The sequence below is a fragment of the Kribbella shirazensis genome (genome assembly GCF_011761605.1).
Taxonomy (GTDB): Bacteria; Actinomycetota; Actinomycetes; order Propionibacteriales; family Kribbellaceae; genus Kribbella; species Kribbella shirazensis.
The window spans coordinates 3688417-3705592 of record NZ_JAASRO010000001.1 but is presented as its reverse complement, the minus strand read 5'-3'; the positions used below and the strand labels follow the sequence as shown (position 1 = coordinate 3705592).

Annotated in this window: 15 protein-coding genes; 5 read left to right on the top strand and 10 right to left on the bottom strand. The window is 69.1% G+C overall.

What is annotated here, in order from left to right:
- The 3 genes from BJY22_RS18100 to BJY22_RS18090 form a co-directional block, all read right to left on the bottom strand.
- On the bottom strand, window positions 1-780 hold the full coding sequence (locus tag BJY22_RS18100; RefSeq protein WP_167208295.1) for an enoyl-CoA hydratase/isomerase family protein: 780 nt from the start codon (window positions 778-780) through the stop codon (window positions 1-3).
- Window positions 781-871: 91 nt separating this feature from the next.
- A complete protein-coding gene (locus BJY22_RS18095) occupies window positions 872-1915 on the bottom strand; it encodes a Gfo/Idh/MocA family protein (protein ID WP_167208293.1) in 1044 nt (347 codons plus the stop codon).
- Window positions 1912-2934 (bottom strand): Gfo/Idh/MocA family protein, encoded by a 1023-nt coding sequence (locus BJY22_RS18090; RefSeq protein WP_167208291.1) that lies wholly within the window; start codon window positions 2932-2934, stop codon window positions 1912-1914. Before BJY22_RS18090 ends, BJY22_RS18095 begins: the two co-directional genes overlap by 4 nt.
- A gap of 168 nt (window positions 2935-3102) precedes the next feature.
- On the opposite strand from BJY22_RS18090, the gene glgX reads away from it, so the two are divergent.
- Together glgX and BJY22_RS18080 are read left to right on the top strand one after the other, a co-directional pair.
- Entirely contained in the window at window positions 3103-5175 is a 2073-nt protein-coding gene (gene glgX, locus BJY22_RS18085) for a glycogen debranching protein GlgX (protein ID WP_202892036.1), read from the top strand.
- A 61-nt stretch (window positions 5176-5236) separates the two neighbouring features.
- Window positions 5237-6007: an SGNH/GDSL hydrolase family protein gene (locus BJY22_RS18080; protein ID WP_167208287.1), complete on the top strand. Its 771-nt coding sequence runs from the start codon at window positions 5237-5239 to the stop codon at window positions 6005-6007.
- Here BJY22_RS18080 and BJY22_RS18075 read toward each other — a convergent pair.
- From BJY22_RS18075 to BJY22_RS18060, 4 genes are read right to left on the bottom strand one after another with little or no spacing between them, the layout of a single operon-like run.
- Window positions 5997-6455 (bottom strand): hypothetical protein, encoded by a 459-nt coding sequence (locus BJY22_RS18075; RefSeq protein WP_167208285.1) that lies wholly within the window; start codon window positions 6453-6455, stop codon window positions 5997-5999. The genes BJY22_RS18080 and BJY22_RS18075 overlap by 11 nt on opposite strands.
- Entirely contained in the window at window positions 6452-6937 is a 486-nt protein-coding gene (locus tag BJY22_RS18070; protein ID WP_167208283.1) for an RNA polymerase sigma factor, read from the bottom strand. Before BJY22_RS18070 ends, BJY22_RS18075 begins: the two co-directional genes overlap by 4 nt.
- Window positions 6934-7389, bottom strand: coding sequence for an alpha/beta fold hydrolase (locus BJY22_RS18065; protein ID WP_337758764.1), 456 nt, complete (start codon window positions 7387-7389; stop codon window positions 6934-6936). Before BJY22_RS18065 ends, BJY22_RS18070 begins: the two co-directional genes overlap by 4 nt.
- Window positions 7274-7990 (bottom strand): DUF3995 domain-containing protein, encoded by a 717-nt coding sequence (locus tag BJY22_RS18060; RefSeq protein ID WP_167208281.1) that lies wholly within the window; start codon window positions 7988-7990, stop codon window positions 7274-7276. The genes BJY22_RS18065 and BJY22_RS18060 overlap by 116 nt, the downstream gene beginning before the upstream one ends.
- Before the next feature lie 151 nt (window positions 7991-8141).
- Between BJY22_RS18060 and BJY22_RS18055 the strand changes: the two genes are divergently transcribed.
- Together BJY22_RS18055 and BJY22_RS18050 are read left to right on the top strand one after the other, a co-directional pair.
- On the top strand, window positions 8142-8966 hold the full coding sequence (locus BJY22_RS18055; RefSeq protein WP_337758763.1) for a MerR family transcriptional regulator: 825 nt from the start codon (window positions 8142-8144) through the stop codon (window positions 8964-8966).
- Window positions 8966-9835, top strand: a complete 870-nt coding sequence (locus tag BJY22_RS18050; protein WP_167208277.1) for a transglutaminase-like domain-containing protein — start codon at window positions 8966-8968, stop codon at window positions 9833-9835. Before BJY22_RS18055 ends, BJY22_RS18050 begins: the two co-directional genes overlap by 1 nt.
- Here the strand turns inward: BJY22_RS18050 and BJY22_RS18045 are convergent.
- Window positions 9792-11009: an MFS transporter gene (locus BJY22_RS18045; protein WP_167208275.1), complete on the bottom strand. Its 1218-nt coding sequence runs from the start codon at window positions 11007-11009 to the stop codon at window positions 9792-9794. The two genes, BJY22_RS18050 and BJY22_RS18045, sit on opposite strands and share 44 nt — an antisense overlap.
- A gap of 160 nt (window positions 11010-11169) precedes the next feature.
- Window positions 11170-13764: an alpha-glucan family phosphorylase gene (glgP, locus tag BJY22_RS18040; RefSeq protein WP_167208273.1), complete on the bottom strand. Its 2595-nt coding sequence runs from the start codon at window positions 13762-13764 to the stop codon at window positions 11170-11172.
- 205 nt (window positions 13765-13969) lie between these two features.
- On the opposite strand from glgP, the gene BJY22_RS18035 reads away from it, so the two are divergent.
- Window positions 13970-15958, top strand: a complete 1989-nt coding sequence (locus BJY22_RS18035; protein ID WP_167208271.1) for an alpha-1,4-glucan--maltose-1-phosphate maltosyltransferase — start codon at window positions 13970-13972, stop codon at window positions 15956-15958.
- A 65-nt stretch (window positions 15959-16023) separates the two neighbouring features.
- On the opposite strand, the gene BJY22_RS18030 is transcribed toward BJY22_RS18035, so the two are convergent.
- On the bottom strand, window positions 16024-17175 hold the full coding sequence (locus BJY22_RS18030; protein WP_167208269.1) for a threonine synthase: 1152 nt from the start codon (window positions 17173-17175) through the stop codon (window positions 16024-16026).
- Window position 17176: the final 1 nt, after the last annotated feature.

Below are 17176 nucleotides of genomic sequence, written 5' to 3'. Positions count from 1 at the left end.
TTACTTTCCCTTGAACTCGGCCTTGCCGGGGCCGTTCTCGACGAAGGACTTCATCCCGATGGCGCGGTCCTCGGTGGCGAACAGCGCGGCGAACTGCTGCCGCTCGATCTCCAGCCCGGTGGTCAGGTCGACGCCCAGGCCCGTGTCGATCGCCTCCTTGGCGGCCCGCAGCGCCATCGCGGCGCCGCGGGAGAACTGCGAGGCCCAGGCCACGGCCGTGTCGTACACCTCGGCCGCCGGCACGACCTTGTCGACCAGGCCGATGGCGAGCGACTCTGCGGCGTCGACGAAGCGGCCGGTGTAGATCAGGTCCTTGGCCTTCGACGGGCCGACCAGCCGGGACAGCCGCTGGGTGCCGCCGGCTCCCGGGATGATGCCGAGCAGGATCTCCGGCTGGCCGAGCTTGGCGTCTTCGGCGGCGATCCGGTAGTCGGCGCAGAGCGCGAGCTCACAGCCACCGCCGAGCGCGTACCCGGTGATCGCGGCGACGGTCGGCTTCGGGATCGCCGCGACCGCGGACAGCGACGACTGCAGCGGGCCGGAGCGCTTGGCCATGTCGGCGTACGACATGTCCGCCATCTCCTTGATGTCCGCGCCGGCCGCGAACACCCGCTCGCCGCCGTAGATCACCACCGCGCGGACGTCGTCGTTCGCCGTCGCCTCGAGCGCGGCGGCCCGGATCTCCTCCTGGACCTGCACGTTCAGCGCGTTCATCTTCGGCCGGTCCAGCCGGATCGTGCCGACACCTTCACTCACGGTGAGGTTGACGAACTCGCCCATCACGTCGCTCCTTACGGTTCCCGGGGCCTACCCGTGGGTCACATCCCCGGGAACCGTACCGGACTGGAGCAAGCAGGTGTACTACGGGCTCCTAAAGATCGACCGCTTGGCCTGATGCCGCGGAGCGGCGGGCGGCGTCGACGATCTTCAGGGTGCGGAGGCCGACGGCGCCGTCCGGTTGGGGTACGACGGCCGGGGCCTGACCCGGCTTCGCCGGACCCGAGGTGCGGACGGCGTCCAGGAACGTGTCGAGCAGCGACTCGTCCAGGTTGCCGCCGATCGGGAGGAAGACCTCGCCGGAAGCGTCCGTGCCACCCACGTGCGGCAGGAACGGCTCGATCTCCACCGACCCGTTGGTGCCGGTCACCTGCAGCGACACCCCGCCCCACGTCGCACCGTTGTCCGGCACGCTCCACGAGCAGTCGATCGTTGCCAGCAGCCCGTTGTCGTAGTTGATCGTCACGAGCCCACCGGTCTCCACCTCGACACCCTTGTCCTGGTGCAGGATGCGGTTCGCCGCGGCGTACACCCGCGTCGCGGACGCGCCACCGGTCAGACCGTCGATCAGGTCCGCGCAGTGCACGGTGTGGTCGACGAGCGCGCCGCCACCGGCCAGCTTCGCGTCGGTGAACCACTGCCGGGCGGCATGCGGGATCTTCCCGTTGTTCGTCCCCAGGATCGCGAACACCTCGCCGAGCCGGCCGGCTTCGACGTTGGCCCGCAGCTGCGCGTACTCCGGCGCGAACCGGACCGGGTACGCGATCATCAGGATCGTCCCGGCCGCCTCGCAGGCGGCGAGCATCGCCTCACCGTCCGCGACCTCGGTGGCCAGCGGCTTCTCGCACAGCACATGTGCACCGACGGCGGCGGCCCGCTCGACGAGGGCGCGATGGCCCGCGTTCTCGGACGTCACCACCACCGCGTCGGGTCCCCAGGCGAACAGTTCGTCGTACGAGTCGACGTACGGGATGCCGAACTGCTCGGCGAACGCCGCACCCCGCGGGCCCGGGTCCGGCGCCGCGGCACCGTCGGGGTCGGCGGACAGTACGTCGATGTCGGGCATCGACGCGAGCAGATGCGCGTACGAACCGGCGTGCACGTGCGCGAACGACGCGATCGCGACCTTCAAAGTCATGCCACTGCTCCCGTCGAGACGAAGGTCTTCATGTCGATCGGCTGACCCGACTCCATCGACGCGCGCGCCGCCTCGGCCAGGTAGACCGCGGTCGCACCGTCGGTCCCGAGGACCCGCGGCTGCGCCCCGCCGCGCAGACCGATCGCGAACTCCCGCAACTGCGTGAGGTAGGGGCTCTCCCCCAGCGACGACTCCGGAATCAGCAGGTCGCCGGCGGCACCGCCGTTCTGCAGCTCCTCCTTGTAACCCGTGCCGCCGTCGGAGGTGAACTTCAGGACGCCGGTCGATCCCGCGACCGAGAAGCCGGTCTGGAACGTCGTACCGGTCGCTCCCCAGGTCGCGCGGCAGTGACTGATCGCACCGGACTCGTGCGTGAGCGTCACGTGCGCCGCCACGTTGACCGGGCTGATGCCGTCCACGGTCGGCGGGTTCTGTACGGCGTACACCGTGGTGACCTCGCCGCACAGCCAGCGCGCCTGGTCGAGGTCGTGCACCATCAGGTCCATGATCACGCCGCCGGAGTGCGCCACGTCGCGGTACCAGCCCGCACCGGCCGGCGAGGACGCCTGCCGGTAGAACCGCGCCACCGCGACCTCACCGATCCGCCCGGCCTGGATCGCGTCGTACGCCGCCTTGTACGCCGGGAAGAACCGCACGACATGCGCCGGGTACAACTGGACGCCGGCCGCCGCGGCCGCGTCGATCACCTCGTGCGAGTCGGCCGCGGTGAGCGTCAGCGGCTTCTCGCAGATCACGTTCCTGCCCGCCGCGATCGCGGCCAGCGCGATCTCCTTGTGCGTTGCCGACGGTGTGACGATGTCGACGAACTCGGCCTCGGCCAGCACGCCGTCCAGCGACTGGACGACCTCCAGCCCGTACTGCTCCGCCAGCTCCTCCGCGCCTTCGAGGGAATAGACCAGGACGCGAGCGCCGACGGCCTTCCAGGACGCGGCATGGATGCGTGAGATGTTGCCCGCGCCGATCAGACCTACGGTCAGACCGGCCAACTCTTCCGACATGTGTTCCCCTGGGGATGGGTAAATTAGTAACGGTCCTTGCGTATCACTGCGCACAGGCGTTCGCAAGCACCGTCTCACGAACACAACCACCTCACTATCGTGAACGCGCAACGACCTGTGCAGAATGTCCCGGTGAAAGAAGCGACCGCTGCCCCGAGCGCTGCCGGCCTGTCGACGGAGACCGGTCTGCGTCCTGGCGCAGTGGTCCAGACCGATGGGACCACCTTCACACTGTGGGCCCCGGCCGCGGAACGGGTCGAGCTCGCGCTGATCGCCGACGACGGCAGCCAGCGCAACCTGGACCTCACGCACACCGGTGAGTTCTGGACCGGGTTCGTGCCGGGCGTCGGCGCCGGCCAGCGGTACGGGTACCGCGTGCACGGCCCGTTCGACCCGTCGCACGGACTGCGGTTCAACCCGTCGAAGCTGGTGCTCGACCCGTACGCACGGGCCATCGACGGCTCGCTGGACTTCACCAGCCCGCTCATCTACGACTCCTCCGACGGCGACTCGGCCGGGCACGTCCCGGTCGGTGTGGTGGTCGCGGACTCCGCGCCGCCGCCTCCGATCAGCAGTCCGGTGCACTGGGGCGAGACGGTCGTCTACGAGCTCCACACGAAGGGGTTCACCAAGCTGCATCCCGACGTACCCGAGCACCAGCGCGGGACGTACGCCGGGCTCGCGCATCCGTCGGTGATCAGGTATCTGTCCGACCTCGGCGTCACGTCGGTCGAACTGCTGCCGATCCACCACTTCCTCACCGAACCGGCGATCGCGGCGCGCGGCCTGCCGAACTACTGGGGCTACAACACGCTCGGGTTCTTCGCCCCGCACGCGCCGTACTCCTCCTCCGGCTCGCGCGGTGAGCAGGTGGCCGAGTTCAAGGCGATGGTCGCCGCGTTCCATGCCGCGGGCATCGAAGTGATCCTGGACGTGGTCTACAACCACACCGCCGAGGGCGGCTTCGACGGGCCGACGCTGAGCTTCCGCGGCATCGACAACCGCGCGTACTACCGGCTCGCCCACGGTCACCACCACGGGGCCGCGATGTACGACGTGACCGGCACCGGCAACTCGATCGACACCTCGCATCCGCAGGTACGCCGGCTCGTGATGGACTCACTGCGCTACTGGGTCGAGGAGATGGGCGTCGACGGGTTCCGGTTCGACCTGGCCGTGACGCTGGTGCGCAACGACCGGCACGAGGTCGACATCCCGGACCATCCGTTCCTGGCCGAGGTCGCGGCGGACCCGGTGCTCGGCCGGGTGAAGCTGATCGCCGAGCCGTGGGACGTCGGCCCGTTCGGGTACCAGGTCGGCAACTTCGGGCCGCCGTGGTCGGAGTGGAACGGCAAGTTCCGCGACAGCGTGCGCGACGTCTGGCGGAACACCTCCGACGGTGTGAAGGACCTCGCGTACCGGCTGTCCGGTTCGAGCGACCTGTACGGCGACGACGGGCGCTACCCGTTCGCGTCGATCAACTTCGTCACCGCGCACGACGGGTTCACACTGCGGGACCTGGTCAGCTACGACCACAAGCACAACGAGGCGAACCACGAGGACAACCGGGACGGCACCGATGACAACCGGTCCTGGAACTGCGGCGTCGAGGGCGAAACCGACGACGAGCACGTGATCGCGCTGCGCAAGCGGCAGATGGCGAACCTGATGTCCACGCTGATCCTGTCCACCGGCGTACCGATGATCACCGCCGGGGACGAATGCGGGCGGACGCAGCACGGCAACAACAACGCGTACTGCCAGGACAGCGAGATCTCCTGGTTCGACTGGTCGTTGCCGGCCGCTTGGTCCGATCACCTGGAGCTGACCAAGAAGCTGCTGGCGTTGCGGGCCGCTCACCCCGCGCTGCGGCAGTGGCACTACTTCTCCGGGCAGCCCGACGTACCCGGTGGCCGTAAGGACCTGTCCTGGATCGCACCGCACGGTGGCGAGATGACCGACGCTGACTGGTTCGACGGGAACCTGCGGACGATCGGGATGTTCCTGCGCGGTGACGCGTTGCGGGCCACCGACGCGGAGGGCAACGCGTTGACCGACAGCTCGTTCCTGTTGGCGTTGAACGCGACACCCGAGACCCGGAACGTCGTCGTACCGGACGCGTCGTGGGCACCGGCGTACGAGGTCGTGCTGGACACCAGCAACAGCATGGTGACCGAGGTGGAGGCCGGTGCGACCGTGCCGCTCGCACCGCGCTGCCTGGTGCTGCTGCGCGCACTCTGAGGTCGTTAACCTTCCCCCTGTACATTCGGCGGTCACCTTCTGTTCATCTCTGGGGGGACCGATGTTGTTGCTGCGTCGAGGGGTCCGGGAACGGACGACGCCGATCGGTGCGCTGCACCACGCGATCATGCGCTGGGGCGAGGCGGAGCGGACCAGCTCCCGCCTCGCGATCCAGCGCTGGGTGGACGGCGTGGCGTACGTCGACGTCCAAGCGCGTACGTACGCGGAGTACTGGAGGCAGCAGAACGCTGTCGCCCTGTCCGCGGACGGACCGCTCTGGGTCGTCCTGGGCGACTCGACGGCACAGGGGCTGGGCGCGTCGTCACCGCTGCACGGGTACGTCGGCCAGGTGCTGAACGCACTGCGGCGCAAGGGGACGCCGTGGCGGGTGCTGAACCTGTCGCGGTCCGGTGCGCAGACACGACATGTGCTGGAGGACCAACTGCCGTTGCTGGACGGTTTGACGCCTTCTCTCGTCACCTGCGGAATCGGCAACAACGACATCCTCGCCACGCCGCCGAAGCGTTTCCGCGACCACCTCCGTCAGGTGATCGATCGACTGCCCACCTCGTCCGTGGTGATGGACCTGACCGTCCCTGACCGTTTCTGGCGCATCGGTGGAGCTGTGAGCCCGTACGTGTCCGGCATCAACCAGCTGATCAGCACCACAGCCACGTCCCGCGGCCTCCCGGTCGCAGAGGTCTCGAAGTACGCCCGCCCACCCTGGCGCGGCATGCTCGCACCAGACGCCTTCCACCCCAACAACCTCGGCTACCGCCGCCACGCCGACGCCCTCCTCGCAGCACTCCCACCCCGCGTCCTCACAGCCTGAGCAGTTCCTCCAGGCGGTCGAGGGTCTTCGCAGACTCGTGCCGGACACGGAGCGGGATGATCGCGCCGCGGCCGGGTACGCGGACACCTCCTGTCAGGGCGACGCGGGTGCCGCCGCCCGGCTCGGGCGTGACCGCCATACCGATGATGAGGAACCGGCTCTGCAACCAGCACCAACCCGGCCGGAACTGTCCGGTCAGCCGCGCGCGCCGGCCCTGCTTCCCCTTTGCCAGCAGGACGACACGGTCGCCGTCCTGGTCCAGCACCATGACCGACACCAGGTCCGCCTGGATCGCGCTGAAGACGTCGAAGTCGGCGAGCATCGTCTTCACCTGCTCGGGATCGGCCGGCAGTACGCGTTCGGTGACCGCGGCGCCGGACACGCCTGCCGCGAGCGCACGGAACCGCTCGACGTCCGTCAGGTCGGCCTGTGGCCAGTTCGCCGTCATGATCTCCACGCCTTCCGGAAGCTCGCCCGCGCACGGTGCAGCCGGGACTTCGCCGTACCCGCCGGAACGTCCAGCACCTCGGCTGCCGTCTGTTCGTCCATTCCTTCGAGGTCCCGCAGTACCAGGACCGCGCGGTGCTCCGGCGACAGCCGCCTGAGCACGTCCTGTACGTCGACCACCAGCTGCGGATCGTCCGCGGCCGGCACGTCCGTGAGCTCGGCCGGTTGCTGCCGCTGCGCCCGGCGTGCGACCCGGACCGCCTCGCGGACGGCGATCGCGCGCGCCCAGCCGCGGAGCGCCGCCGGATTCTCCAGCCCGCGCAACCCACGGAAGATCGCGATCAGCGCCTCCTGCGCCGCGTCCGGTCCGTCGTCGAGCGCGATCGGCCCGCAGATCCTCCCGACGTACGGCGTCAACTCGTCGAGCAGCTCGTTCATCGCTCGCGTGTCCCCACGCTGGGCAGCGCGCACGAGGTCGATCATCTGAGGAACGCCGCGAGCAACAGCGTCACCTGATCCGCACAGTCGACGGGGAGCGCGTGTCCACAGCCGGGGAGGACGCGCACGGTTGCGTTCGGCAACAAGTCGCCGAAGCGGGCGGCCTGCGCGACCGGCAGCACGCTGTCCTGGTCGCCCCAGAGCACGAGCGTGGGCCGATGCATCGACAGCAGCGCCTTCTCGGTGACGCTCCAGTCGAGGCCGCGCTCGAGCGCGTACAGGGATCGCACGTTGTCACGATACGTTCCGGGGATCCACGTCGAGTCGATGAGCTGCGGCGTAGCCAGTTCCTTGTGCACGAACAGACCACGCACCGCCGACTCAACCATGCCGCGGCTCGTGCCGAGCTTGGCCAGGGCTTCGCCGATGAGCGGTTGCTTGAGAATCTCCCAACTCCAGACGTCCGGCTCGTCCAGACCCGACGGCGCAAGCAGCACCAACTTGCTGACGCGCACCCGGCGACAGAAGCACCACTGGCGAACCTGTGCCGCGCTGGAGGTAGTGGATGCGTGCCAGCGGTGTGTCGACGTACCGGGAGTCAGCTGACGCGGCTGGGTGCGGCTGTTCCTCAGGCTCGTAGACGTACGCGACCAGCGCGACCATAGTCACCAGAGTGACCGGGACGACGACAACGGTTGCTTTCAGCCAGCGCGCTTGCAGCATCTTCAGGTCGGCCATGCACAAAGCGATGCACAGTGGCGTGTAGAGGAGCAGGTTGAGCCAGTAGAACGCCGTACTCATGTCACCAGCACCTGTGATCCAGACGAGGCCGGCAGTGGCCCGCGCCGCCAGCCCGGCCGCCAGGCCCGCTACCACCAGCCTGCTGACCTTCCAGCGCTCACTGGTCAGAATCGCTGCGGCCAACACGAGATGCAGTAACGCCAGTGGAAGCACTACAGCAGGCCTGAAGCTGACTGGCCCACCGAGCACAGCCAGCGACAGACTGCGCTCGTCTCCTGCCGGCCAGGTCGTACCCGTCGCCCAGTAGACATGCAGCGCGGCCAACAGCCCGTGCACTCCCGCCACGATCCGTCGCATAACCCCTCCTCCTCGTTGTGCAGACACCCAGAAGAGGAGAGATCCCAGGCACACGTTCCCCCGCGTGAGTGGCGTCACATAACCCAGTACCAGACAGATGTGCAGGCGTTTCCCTTTACATTGCCCCTGGGGCAGGGGGTGTGATGGGCGCGTGTTGACGATCAGTGAGTTCGGGAAGAGGAGCGGACTCTCGCACAAGGCGTTGCGGTTGTACGACGTTTCGGGGTTGCTGACGCCGGCTCAGGTGGATCCGGCGAACGGGTACCGGTGGTACGACGAGGCGCAGCTGGAGCGGGCTCGGCGGATCAGTGTCATGCGGCAGCTGGACATGCCGTTGACGACGATCGCCGAAGTACTGGCGGGTTCCGACGAGGACGCGATGATCCGGCTCGACAGGTGGTGGGCCGCGGAAGAAGCGACCACGGCGGCGCGCCGGGCGACGCTGCAGTACCTGCGGGATCGGCTGTCGCGATCGGGTACGACGGGACTCGCGCCACGGCCGGTGCTCACGCGGGACGTGCCCGCGACCAAGATCGCGTCGATCCGGGCGGACACCGATCAGCAGTCGCTGGTCGGTGTGATCGTGACGTGCACCGACGAGATCACGGCGTACCTGCGAGCGGCCGGGGCGACCGCAGACGTCGGGTCGTGGGTGATCTACCACGGCGCGGTCACACCCGAGGGCGAGGCGACGGTCGAGATATGCGTGCCGTTCGAGGGCCTGGTCGACCCGTCCGGCCGGATCGCGATCCGGGTCGAACCGGCGCACCGGGAGGCGTACTGCACGATCACGATGGACGAGTGCGCCTACCCGCGGATCATGCTCGCGTACGACCTCGTCTACGACTGGGTCCGCGCCTCCGGCACCCCCGAGGCGGGTCCGCCGCGGGAGGTCTACCGCCCGGACTGCCACCTCCTCCCCCGCCACGAGCCGGCCGTCGACATCGCCGTACCCGTTCTCGAGAGGAAGCTTTGATGGACTACGCGCTGCAGACCCGCTTCAGCGACCCGGGCGTCCACGCCGGACTGTTCGACGCCTTGCCGGACGACGTCACCGACATCGCGGCGGTGGTGCGGAACCTGCTGATCCACTACCGCGCCGGCGGGATCGAGTTCACCGGCGAACGCCTCGCCGAGATCGACCACCGCTGGGTGTCGGCGATCCTCGCCACGGACCAGAAACGCAACGGTACGGCGCTCGCGGTGCCGCGGGAGCCGGTGGACCGGGTCGTGGGGTGCTGCCGCGACTACACGCTGGTGTTCGTGTCGGCCCTACGGCACAAGGGGATCCCCGCGCGCAGCCGGATCGGGTTCGGGAACTACTTCGCCGAGGGCTTCAACCACGACCACGTGGTCGCCGAGTACTGGAACGGTGACCGCTGGGTGATGATCGACGCCGAGATGGATCCGGCCGATCCGAGGTTCACGTTCGACGTGGCGGACATGCCACGCGGGCCGTTCACGTCGGCCGCGGAGGTGTGGCTCGGGTACCGGGCCGGCGAGCTCGACGGCGACCTGTACGGCGCCGACCCCGACCCGGACGCGCCGCTCAAACTCCACGGCGGCTGGTTCATCCGCACCTACGTGCACTACCAGCTCGCCCACCTGAACGGCGACGAGCTCCTGCTCTGGGACAACTGGGGCACCATGTCCGACACGCTCGACGGTGCGGACGTCGAGCTCACCGACCGGATCGCCCACCTGATGGTTGCCTCCGACAACGGAGACGAGACCGCGACCAAGGAGGTCAACGACCTCTACCGCACCCACCCCGGCCTGACCTTCAAAGGCCGGTCGTTCCTCACCTCACCGGCCGGTGGGCCGTTCGCGTGGGTCGACGTCTAGGCAGACACAGCTGGGCGGACAGCAGGCCCGCCGCGGCGACCACGACCCACAGCAACCAGGGCCGGACCGCGTAGGCGGCTCCACCGATGAGCGGTCCGGCGCCCGTACCGATCGTGTACGCGACGCCGTACAGACCCTGGTAGCGGCCGACCAGCCGCGGCGGAGCGAGGCTGCCGAGGTACGCCGCGGCGACTGAGCTGGTCGTCATTTCGCCGAATGTCCACAACAGCACCGTCACGGCCAGCAGCGGCATCCCGGCCGCGAGTCCTGTCAAGGCCAGACCGAGACCGATGAAGAGATTGCCAACGGCAAGTACATACTCGGCGCGGTACCGGGAGACGAAGCCGGTGAGCGGTAGCTCCAACGCCAGCACCAGCAGGCCGTTCAGTCCGATCAGCAGGCCGAAGTCGCGCGCACTCAGCCCCACATCGCTGACGTGCAGCGGCAGACCGACCGTGGACTGGATGTAGACGAACTCACCGACCAAGGTCATCAGCAGGAACCGCGTCAGCCTGCGGTCGCCGAGCGCCTGCCGGTAGCCGACCGCCGTACTCTCGTCCGTCACAGCGGCCGCGGACCGCCGGCGGGGAGCGTCCCGCAGCAGCACCGCCACGACCGCACCGAACAGCAGACACGCCGCCGCGTTGCCGAGGAAGAGCTCCTCGTACGACGTACTGGCCAGCAGACCACCGATGACGCCACCAAGAGCCGCACCGATGTTCATCGCGAACCGGAACACTCCGAAAGCCGCCAGCCGTTGCTGATTGGACTCCACCGAGTCCAGCAACACCGCGGCCGCGGCCGGGCGATAGATCTGCGACGTCACACCGATCAGACCGACCACCGCGCCGATGACCGCGAGCGACCCGAGGTACGGCACGACCGCGGTCAGCCCGGCGGTCGGTACGGCGGACGCCACGATCGTCCAGCGCCGCCCGAACCGGTCCGCGAGCGAGCCGCCGAGCGCGTTGCCCACCACGTTGCCGAGCCCGGACACCCCCAGTACGAATCCCGCGGCCCCGGCGGAGTAGCCGCGTCCGGTCAGGTACAGCACGATGAACACGGGCAGGAAGTTGCCGACCTTGTTGACCAGGATGCCGAGGCTGACGATCCAGACCCGCGCAGGCAGGCTCCGCAGCGCATCACGGAACCGCGGCTCGACTTCGGTGCTCATGTGTTCTCCTCCTGTGCCGGGACCAGGAGGAATCTGCTGCCGTGAGGACGGCGCACGCATAGGAAATCTTCCCTATGCCCGCCGCTCACAGGCCCTTAGGGAGCAACAAAACACCCCCGCCTGGTGAGGCAGGCGGGGGTGTGTCTTTTGTGGTGGAGGCTCAGAACTCCGAGCCGGCGGGCAGGTCGGGGGTTTCGGGGTCCTCGGGGTCCGACGGGCCGGCGGCGAGGCCGAGCTCGGCGGGGCTGGCGAGGCCCTGGTGGTTCGGGACGACGCGGACCGTGTAGCCGAACGGGCCGGTGCGGTCCAGCTTCAGCTCGCCCTCGTACCGGTGCCGGTTGCCCTCGTAGGTCTCGGCCAGCGACAGCTGCGTGCGGACCGGGTCCGTGATCTCGTCGTTGGTGTCGACGCGGCCGTGCAGGACCTCGACACAGATGTCGGACGGCGCCAGGTCACCGAGCGCCGCGAAGGCGCGCAGGCCGACCGTCGTCCCGAGCTGCGGTACGTCGCCGAGGCCCTGGAGCTCCACGTGGTCGACCCGGATCTGCGGCCACGCCGCCCGGACCTTCTGCTTCCACGCGGCCAGTTCGCGCGCACCGTCGTACGTCGAGTTCAGCGCCCGCGACGACTGCGCGGCCGGCACGTACAGCTGCTCGACGTAGTCGCGCACCATCCGGGTCGCGAGCACCTTCGGGCCGAGCTCCTTGATCGTGTGCCGCAGCATCTCGATCCAGCGGCCCGGGACCTCACCGTCGTAGAACCGCGGCGCGACCTGCTTCTCGATCAGGTCGTACAGCGCGTGCGCCTCGAGGTCGTCGCGCCGGTCGGTGTCCTCGATCCCCTCCGCGGACGGGATCGCCCAGCCGAACTCGTCGTCGTACCACTCGTCCCACCACCCGTCGCGGATGGAAAGGTTGAGCGCGCCGTTCAGCGCCGCCTTCATGCCGGACGTGCCGCAGGCCTCGTACGGGCGCAGCGGGTTGTTCAGCCAGACGTCGCAGCCCGGGTACATCGGCTGCGCGAGCGCGATGTCGTAGTCCGGCACGAACACGATCCGGTGCCGCACCTCCGGGTCGTCGGCGAAGCGGACCATCTCCTGGATGAGCTTCTTGCCGCCCTCGTCGTGCGGGTGCGCCTTGCCGGCGATCACGATCTGCACCGGCCGCTGCGGGTGCAGCAGCAGTGCCTTCAGCCGCTCCGGGTCGCGCAGCATCAGCGTCAGCCGCTTGTACGACGGGACGCGCCGCGCGAACCCCATCGTCAGCACGTCCGGGTCGAGGATCGAGTCGACCCAGCCGAGCTCGGCCTCGCTGGCGCCGCGGTTCAGCCAGGACTGCCGGACCCGCGACCGGGTGTCGTCGATGAACCGCTGCCGGAGCAGCCGCTTGGTCTCCCAGATCTGCGCGTCGGTGGTCTTGTCCAGCCCCTCGAACACCGAGTCGCCGTCAGCCGTGTAGTTCGCGTACGTCAGGTCGTGGACCTCACGCGCCACCCAGGTCGGGGCGTGGACGCCGTTCGTGATCGAGGTGATCGGTACGTCGATGGGGTCGAAGCTCGGCCACAGCCCGGCGAACATGCCCCGGCTGACGACACCGTGCAGCTTCGACACGCCGTTCGCGCGCTGGGCCAGCCGCAGGCCCATGATCGCCATGTTGAACAGCGCCGGGTCGCCGCCCTCGAAGTCCTCGGCGCCGAGCTCGAGGATCCGCTCGATCGGGACCTCCGGGCCGAACACGTCCGCCGAGAAGTGCTGCTGGATCAGCTCGACCGGGAACCGGTCGATACCGGCCGGCACCGGGGTGTGCGTGGTGAACACGGTGCCGCCGCGGTTGACCTCGAGCGCGGTGTCGAAGTCCAGGTCCTTCTCGGCGGCCAGCTCACGGATCCGCTCGATGCCGAGGAAGCCGGCGTGGCCCTCGTTGGTGTGGAACACCTCGGGCGCCGCATGGCCGGTGATCCGGCAGTACGTGCGGACCGCGCGGACACCGCCGACGCCGAGCAGCAGCTCCTGGAGCAGCCGGTGCTCGGTCGAACCGCCGTACAGCCGGTCGGTGACCTCGCGCTCGGAGGGCTCGTTCTCCTCGATATCGGAGTCGAGCATCAGCAGCGGCACCCGGCCGACCTGGGCGACCCAGATCTGCGCGTGCAGCTCGCGGTTGCCGGGCAGCGTCAGCGTGACGGTGGCCGGAGCGTCACCATCCCGGAGCAGGCTGATCGGCAGCCCGTCCGGGTCCACCAGGGGGTAACGCTCCTGCTGCCAGCCCTCACGGTTCAGCGACTGCGCGAAGTAGCCGTGCCGATACAGCAGGCCGACACCGATCAGCGGGACACCGAGGTCGCTGGCCGCCTTCAGGTGGTCACCGGCGAGGATGCCGAGACCGCCGGAGTACTGCGGCAGCACGTGGGTGATGCCGAACTCCGGGGAGAAGTAGGCGACCGCGTCGAGCGGTGAGCCGCCCGCGGTCTGGAACCACCGGTCGTCGGTCACGTAGCTGTCCAGGTCGGCGACAGCCAGTTCCAGCCGGCGCAGGAAAGCGTGGTCGTTGGCCAGCTCGTCGAGCCGGGCCGCCGGGACCTCGCCGAGCAGCTTGACCGGGTCACCGCCGGTGCTCCGCCACAGTTGCGGGTCGACAGCCTCGAAGACGTCCTGCGTCTCCGGGTGCCAGGCCCAGCGGAGGTTGTTCACCAGGGTGCCCAGGCCGGTCAGCGGCTCGGGCAGGACAGGGCGGACGGAGAATCGTCGTATCGCTCGCACCGGGACACCGTACCGGGCCGGGGTGCGCAAAACACCTTCGGGATGCATCGATCTTGCAACGCGAGCAAGATTTTGCAGAGCTGTGTGTCACGTACACCGGGTGGGAACCGATAACGTCAGTGCTGCACCACCCGACGTAGTTACCCCACCCGCCGGATCGCAATCGGGCCGGCTTCACATTCGCGAGGGAAGGTTCCTCTACGCCATGACTGGGCGCATCCCGATCACCGACGTCACCCCGACCGTCGACGCCGGAGCGTATCCGGCCAAGGCCTCGGTCGGCGAGACGTTCACCATCGCGGCCACGGTCTTCCGGGAAGGCCATGACGCGGTGAACGCGAACGTCGTGCTGACCTCGCCGTCGGGACAGACCAGACGGATGCTGATGACCCCGGTCGGTCAGGGCACCGACCGGTGGACCGTCGACGTGACGCTGCAGGAGCAGGGCGCGTGGACGTTCGCGGTCGAGGGCTGGAGCGACCCGTACGGGACCTGGCGGCACAACGCCGAGATCAAGGTGCCGGCCGGGATCGACGTCGACCTGATGTTCGCCGAGGGCGCCGCGTTCTTCGACCGGGCGGCCGCCGGTGTGCCGCCCGCCGTACGGGCGGACCGGTCGACGCTGAGCGACGCCGCGCACGCGCTGGCCAACGGCGCGCTGCCGCCGGAGGCGCGGCTCGCCGCGGGCATCTCCCCCCAGGTCCGCTCGGCCCTCGGCCGGTACCCGGTGCGTGAGCTGATCACGTCGTCGGAGACGTACCCGGTGTGGGTCGACCGGACGCGTGCGCTGTACGGCAGCTGGTACGAGTTCTTCCCTCGCTCCGAGGGCGCCAAGTACGACGAAGCGACCGGACAGTGGAAGTCGGGCACCTTCCGGACCGCCGCCGAGCGCCTCGAGGCCGTCGCGAAGATGGGCTTCGACATCCTCTACGTGCCGCCGATCCACCCGATCGGCCACTCGTTCCGCAAGGGCCCGAACAACACCCTCGACCCGAAGCCGGGCGACCCGGGCTCGCCGTGGGCGATCGGCTCCGAGGAGGGCGGCCACGACGCGATCCACCCGGAGCTCGGCACCTTCGAGGACTTCGAGTACTTCGTCGGCCGCGCCCGCGAGGTCGGCCTGGAGGTCGCGATCGACCTCGCGCTGCAGGCGTCGCCGGACCACCCGTGGGTGAAGGAACACCCGAAGTGGTTCTCGGTCCGCGCCGACGGCTCGATCGCGTACGCCGAGAACCCGCCGAAGAAGTACCAGGACATCTACCCGATCAACTTCGACAACGACCCCGAGGGCATCTACGCCGAAGTACTGCGGATCGTCCGGCTGTGGATCTCCAAGGGCGTCACGGTGTTCCGGGTCGACAACCCGCACACCAAGCCGGTGAACTTCTGGGAGTACCTGCTCGGCGAGATCCGCAAGACGGACCCGGACGTGGTGTTCCTGTCCGAGGCGTTCACCCGGCGGCCGATGATGCGCGAGCTGGCGAAGGTCGGGTTCCACCAGTCGTACACGTACTTCACCTGGCGCAACGAGAAGTGGGAGCTCGAGGAGTACCTGACCGAGCTGACGCAGGAGAGCGCGCACTACCTGCGGCCGAACTTCTTCGTGAACACGCCGGACATCCTCACGGCGTACCTGCAGTACGGCGGACCGGGCGCGTTCAAGATCCGCGCCGCGATCGCGTCGACGTCGTCGCCCGCCTGGGGTGTGTACGCCGGGTACGAGCTGTTCGAGCACGTGGCGCTGCGGCCCGGGTCGGAGGAGTACCTCGACACGGAGAAGTTCCAGCTCCGCCCGCGGGACTGGGAGGCGGCGGAACGTGAAGGCCGCACGCTGGCGCCGTACCTGACGCTGCTGAACAACATCCGCCGCCGGCACCCGTCGCTGCAGCAGCTGCGCAACCTCACGCTGCACTCCGTCGAGGACGAAGCGATCATGTGCTACTCGAAGCGCTCGACCGCCCCCGACGGCCACAGCGACACCGTGATCGTCATCGTGAACACCGACCCGCACTCGGTCCGCGAGTCGATGGTCCACCTCGACATGGCCGCCCTCGGCATGCGCCCGGAGGACACCTTCACGGTGTACGACGAAATCAGCGGCGCGACGTGGCGCTGGGGCCAGAGCAACTACGTCAAACTCGACCCCAACGGCGACCCCGCCCACATCCTCGCCGTCCGCCGCGGCCAGGCCTGACGGACTGTTTCCGGGGGTAGATGAGCAGCCCCACGCGGAGCACCGCGCGGGACGGACCAGTCCTCCTAGAGCGGGACGGTTTCCGGGTACTTCAACCCGGCGCCGGTGTTCAGGGCGACGACCTGGTCGTCGGCGTGGATCCAGCCGGACTCGCGGAGCGTGCGGATGGCGGCGAAGTTGGCGGCGCCTTCGGGGCAGACGAAGGCGCCTTCGAGTTGGGCGACGCGGTGTTGCTCGGTGAGGATGTCGTCGTCGTCGACGGCCACGGCGCAACCGTCGGTTTCCGCGATCGCTTGCAGGACGAGGAAATCGCCGAGGGCCTTGGGGACGGTGATGCCGAAGGCAACGGTTTGGGCGTCGGGCCAGGGTTCGCTCTCCGGCAGGCCCTTCTCCCACGCGCGGACGATCGGCGCACAGCCCGTCGACTGCACCGCGACCAGGCGCGGCAGCGGGCCGTCGATCCAGCCGAGGTCGCGCAGTTCGGTGAGCGCCTTCCAGATGCCGATGATGCCGACGCCGCCTCCGGTCGGGTAGACGATCACGTCGGGCAGTTGCCAGTTCAGCTGCTCCGCGATCTCCAGGCCCATCGTCTTCTTGCCCTCGATCCGGTACGGCTCCTTCAGCGTCGACGCGTCGAAGTACCCGGGCTGCTCCCGGATGTACGCCGCCGCGTCGCCGATCAGGCCGTCGATCAGCTGCAGCCGCGCCCCGACCGCGGTCACCTCGCGCCGGCAGATCTCCGGCGCGGCCCGCGGCATCGCGATCAGCGCCTCCATCCCGGCGCGGGCGGCGTACGCGGCCCACGCCGACCCGGCGTTCCCGTTCGTGGGCATCGCGATCTTCCGGACGCCGAGCTCGTACGCACGGGACACCCCGACGGCGGCGCCCCGGGCCTTGAACGTCCCGGTCGGGATCAGACCCTCGTCCTTCATCAGCAGCCGGTCGACGCCGAGCGCCGCGCCGTACCGGGGCAACGGCAGCAGTGGCGTCATCCCCTCCCCCAGCGTCACCACGTTCTCCGGCGAACGCACCGGCAGCAGTTCGTGGTACCGCCACAGATCCGGCGGCCGCGTGGTCAGGTCCTGCTTCTTCAGCTCCGGTACGCCGTACCGCGCCAGCAGCGGCGATCCGCACGGGCACAGGCCGATGATCCGGTCGGCGTCATGGGTCGCTCCACACCGCGGGCACTCGAGATGACTCAGCGCAGAGAACGTCACA

Coding starts and splice junctions, on each gene's coding strand:
- BJY22_RS18100 (WP_167208295.1), bottom strand. CDS start 780: ATGGGCGAGTTCGTCAACCTCACCGTGAGTGAAGGTGTCGGCACGATC.
- BJY22_RS18095 (WP_167208293.1), bottom strand. CDS start 1,915: ATGACTTTGAAGGTCGCGATCGCGTCGTTCGCGCACGTGCACGCCGGT.
- BJY22_RS18090 (WP_167208291.1), bottom strand. CDS start 2,934: ATGTCGGAAGAGTTGGCCGGTCTGACCGTAGGTCTGATCGGCGCGGGC.
- BJY22_RS18080 (WP_167208287.1), top strand. CDS start 5,237: ATGTTGTTGCTGCGTCGAGGGGTCCGGGAACGGACGACGCCGATCGGT.
- BJY22_RS18075 (WP_167208285.1), bottom strand. CDS start 6,455: ATGACGGCGAACTGGCCACAGGCCGACCTGACGGACGTCGAGCGGTTC.
- BJY22_RS18070 (WP_167208283.1), bottom strand. CDS start 6,937: ATGATCGACCTCGTGCGCGCTGCCCAGCGTGGGGACACGCGAGCGATG.
- BJY22_RS18060 (WP_167208281.1), bottom strand. CDS start 7,990: ATGCGACGGATCGTGGCGGGAGTGCACGGGCTGTTGGCCGCGCTGCAT.
- BJY22_RS18050 (WP_167208277.1), top strand. CDS start 8,966: ATGGACTACGCGCTGCAGACCCGCTTCAGCGACCCGGGCGTCCACGCC.
- BJY22_RS18045 (WP_167208275.1), bottom strand. CDS start 11,009: ATGAGCACCGAAGTCGAGCCGCGGTTCCGTGATGCGCTGCGGAGCCTG.
- BJY22_RS18035 (WP_167208271.1), top strand. CDS start 13,970: ATGACTGGGCGCATCCCGATCACCGACGTCACCCCGACCGTCGACGCC.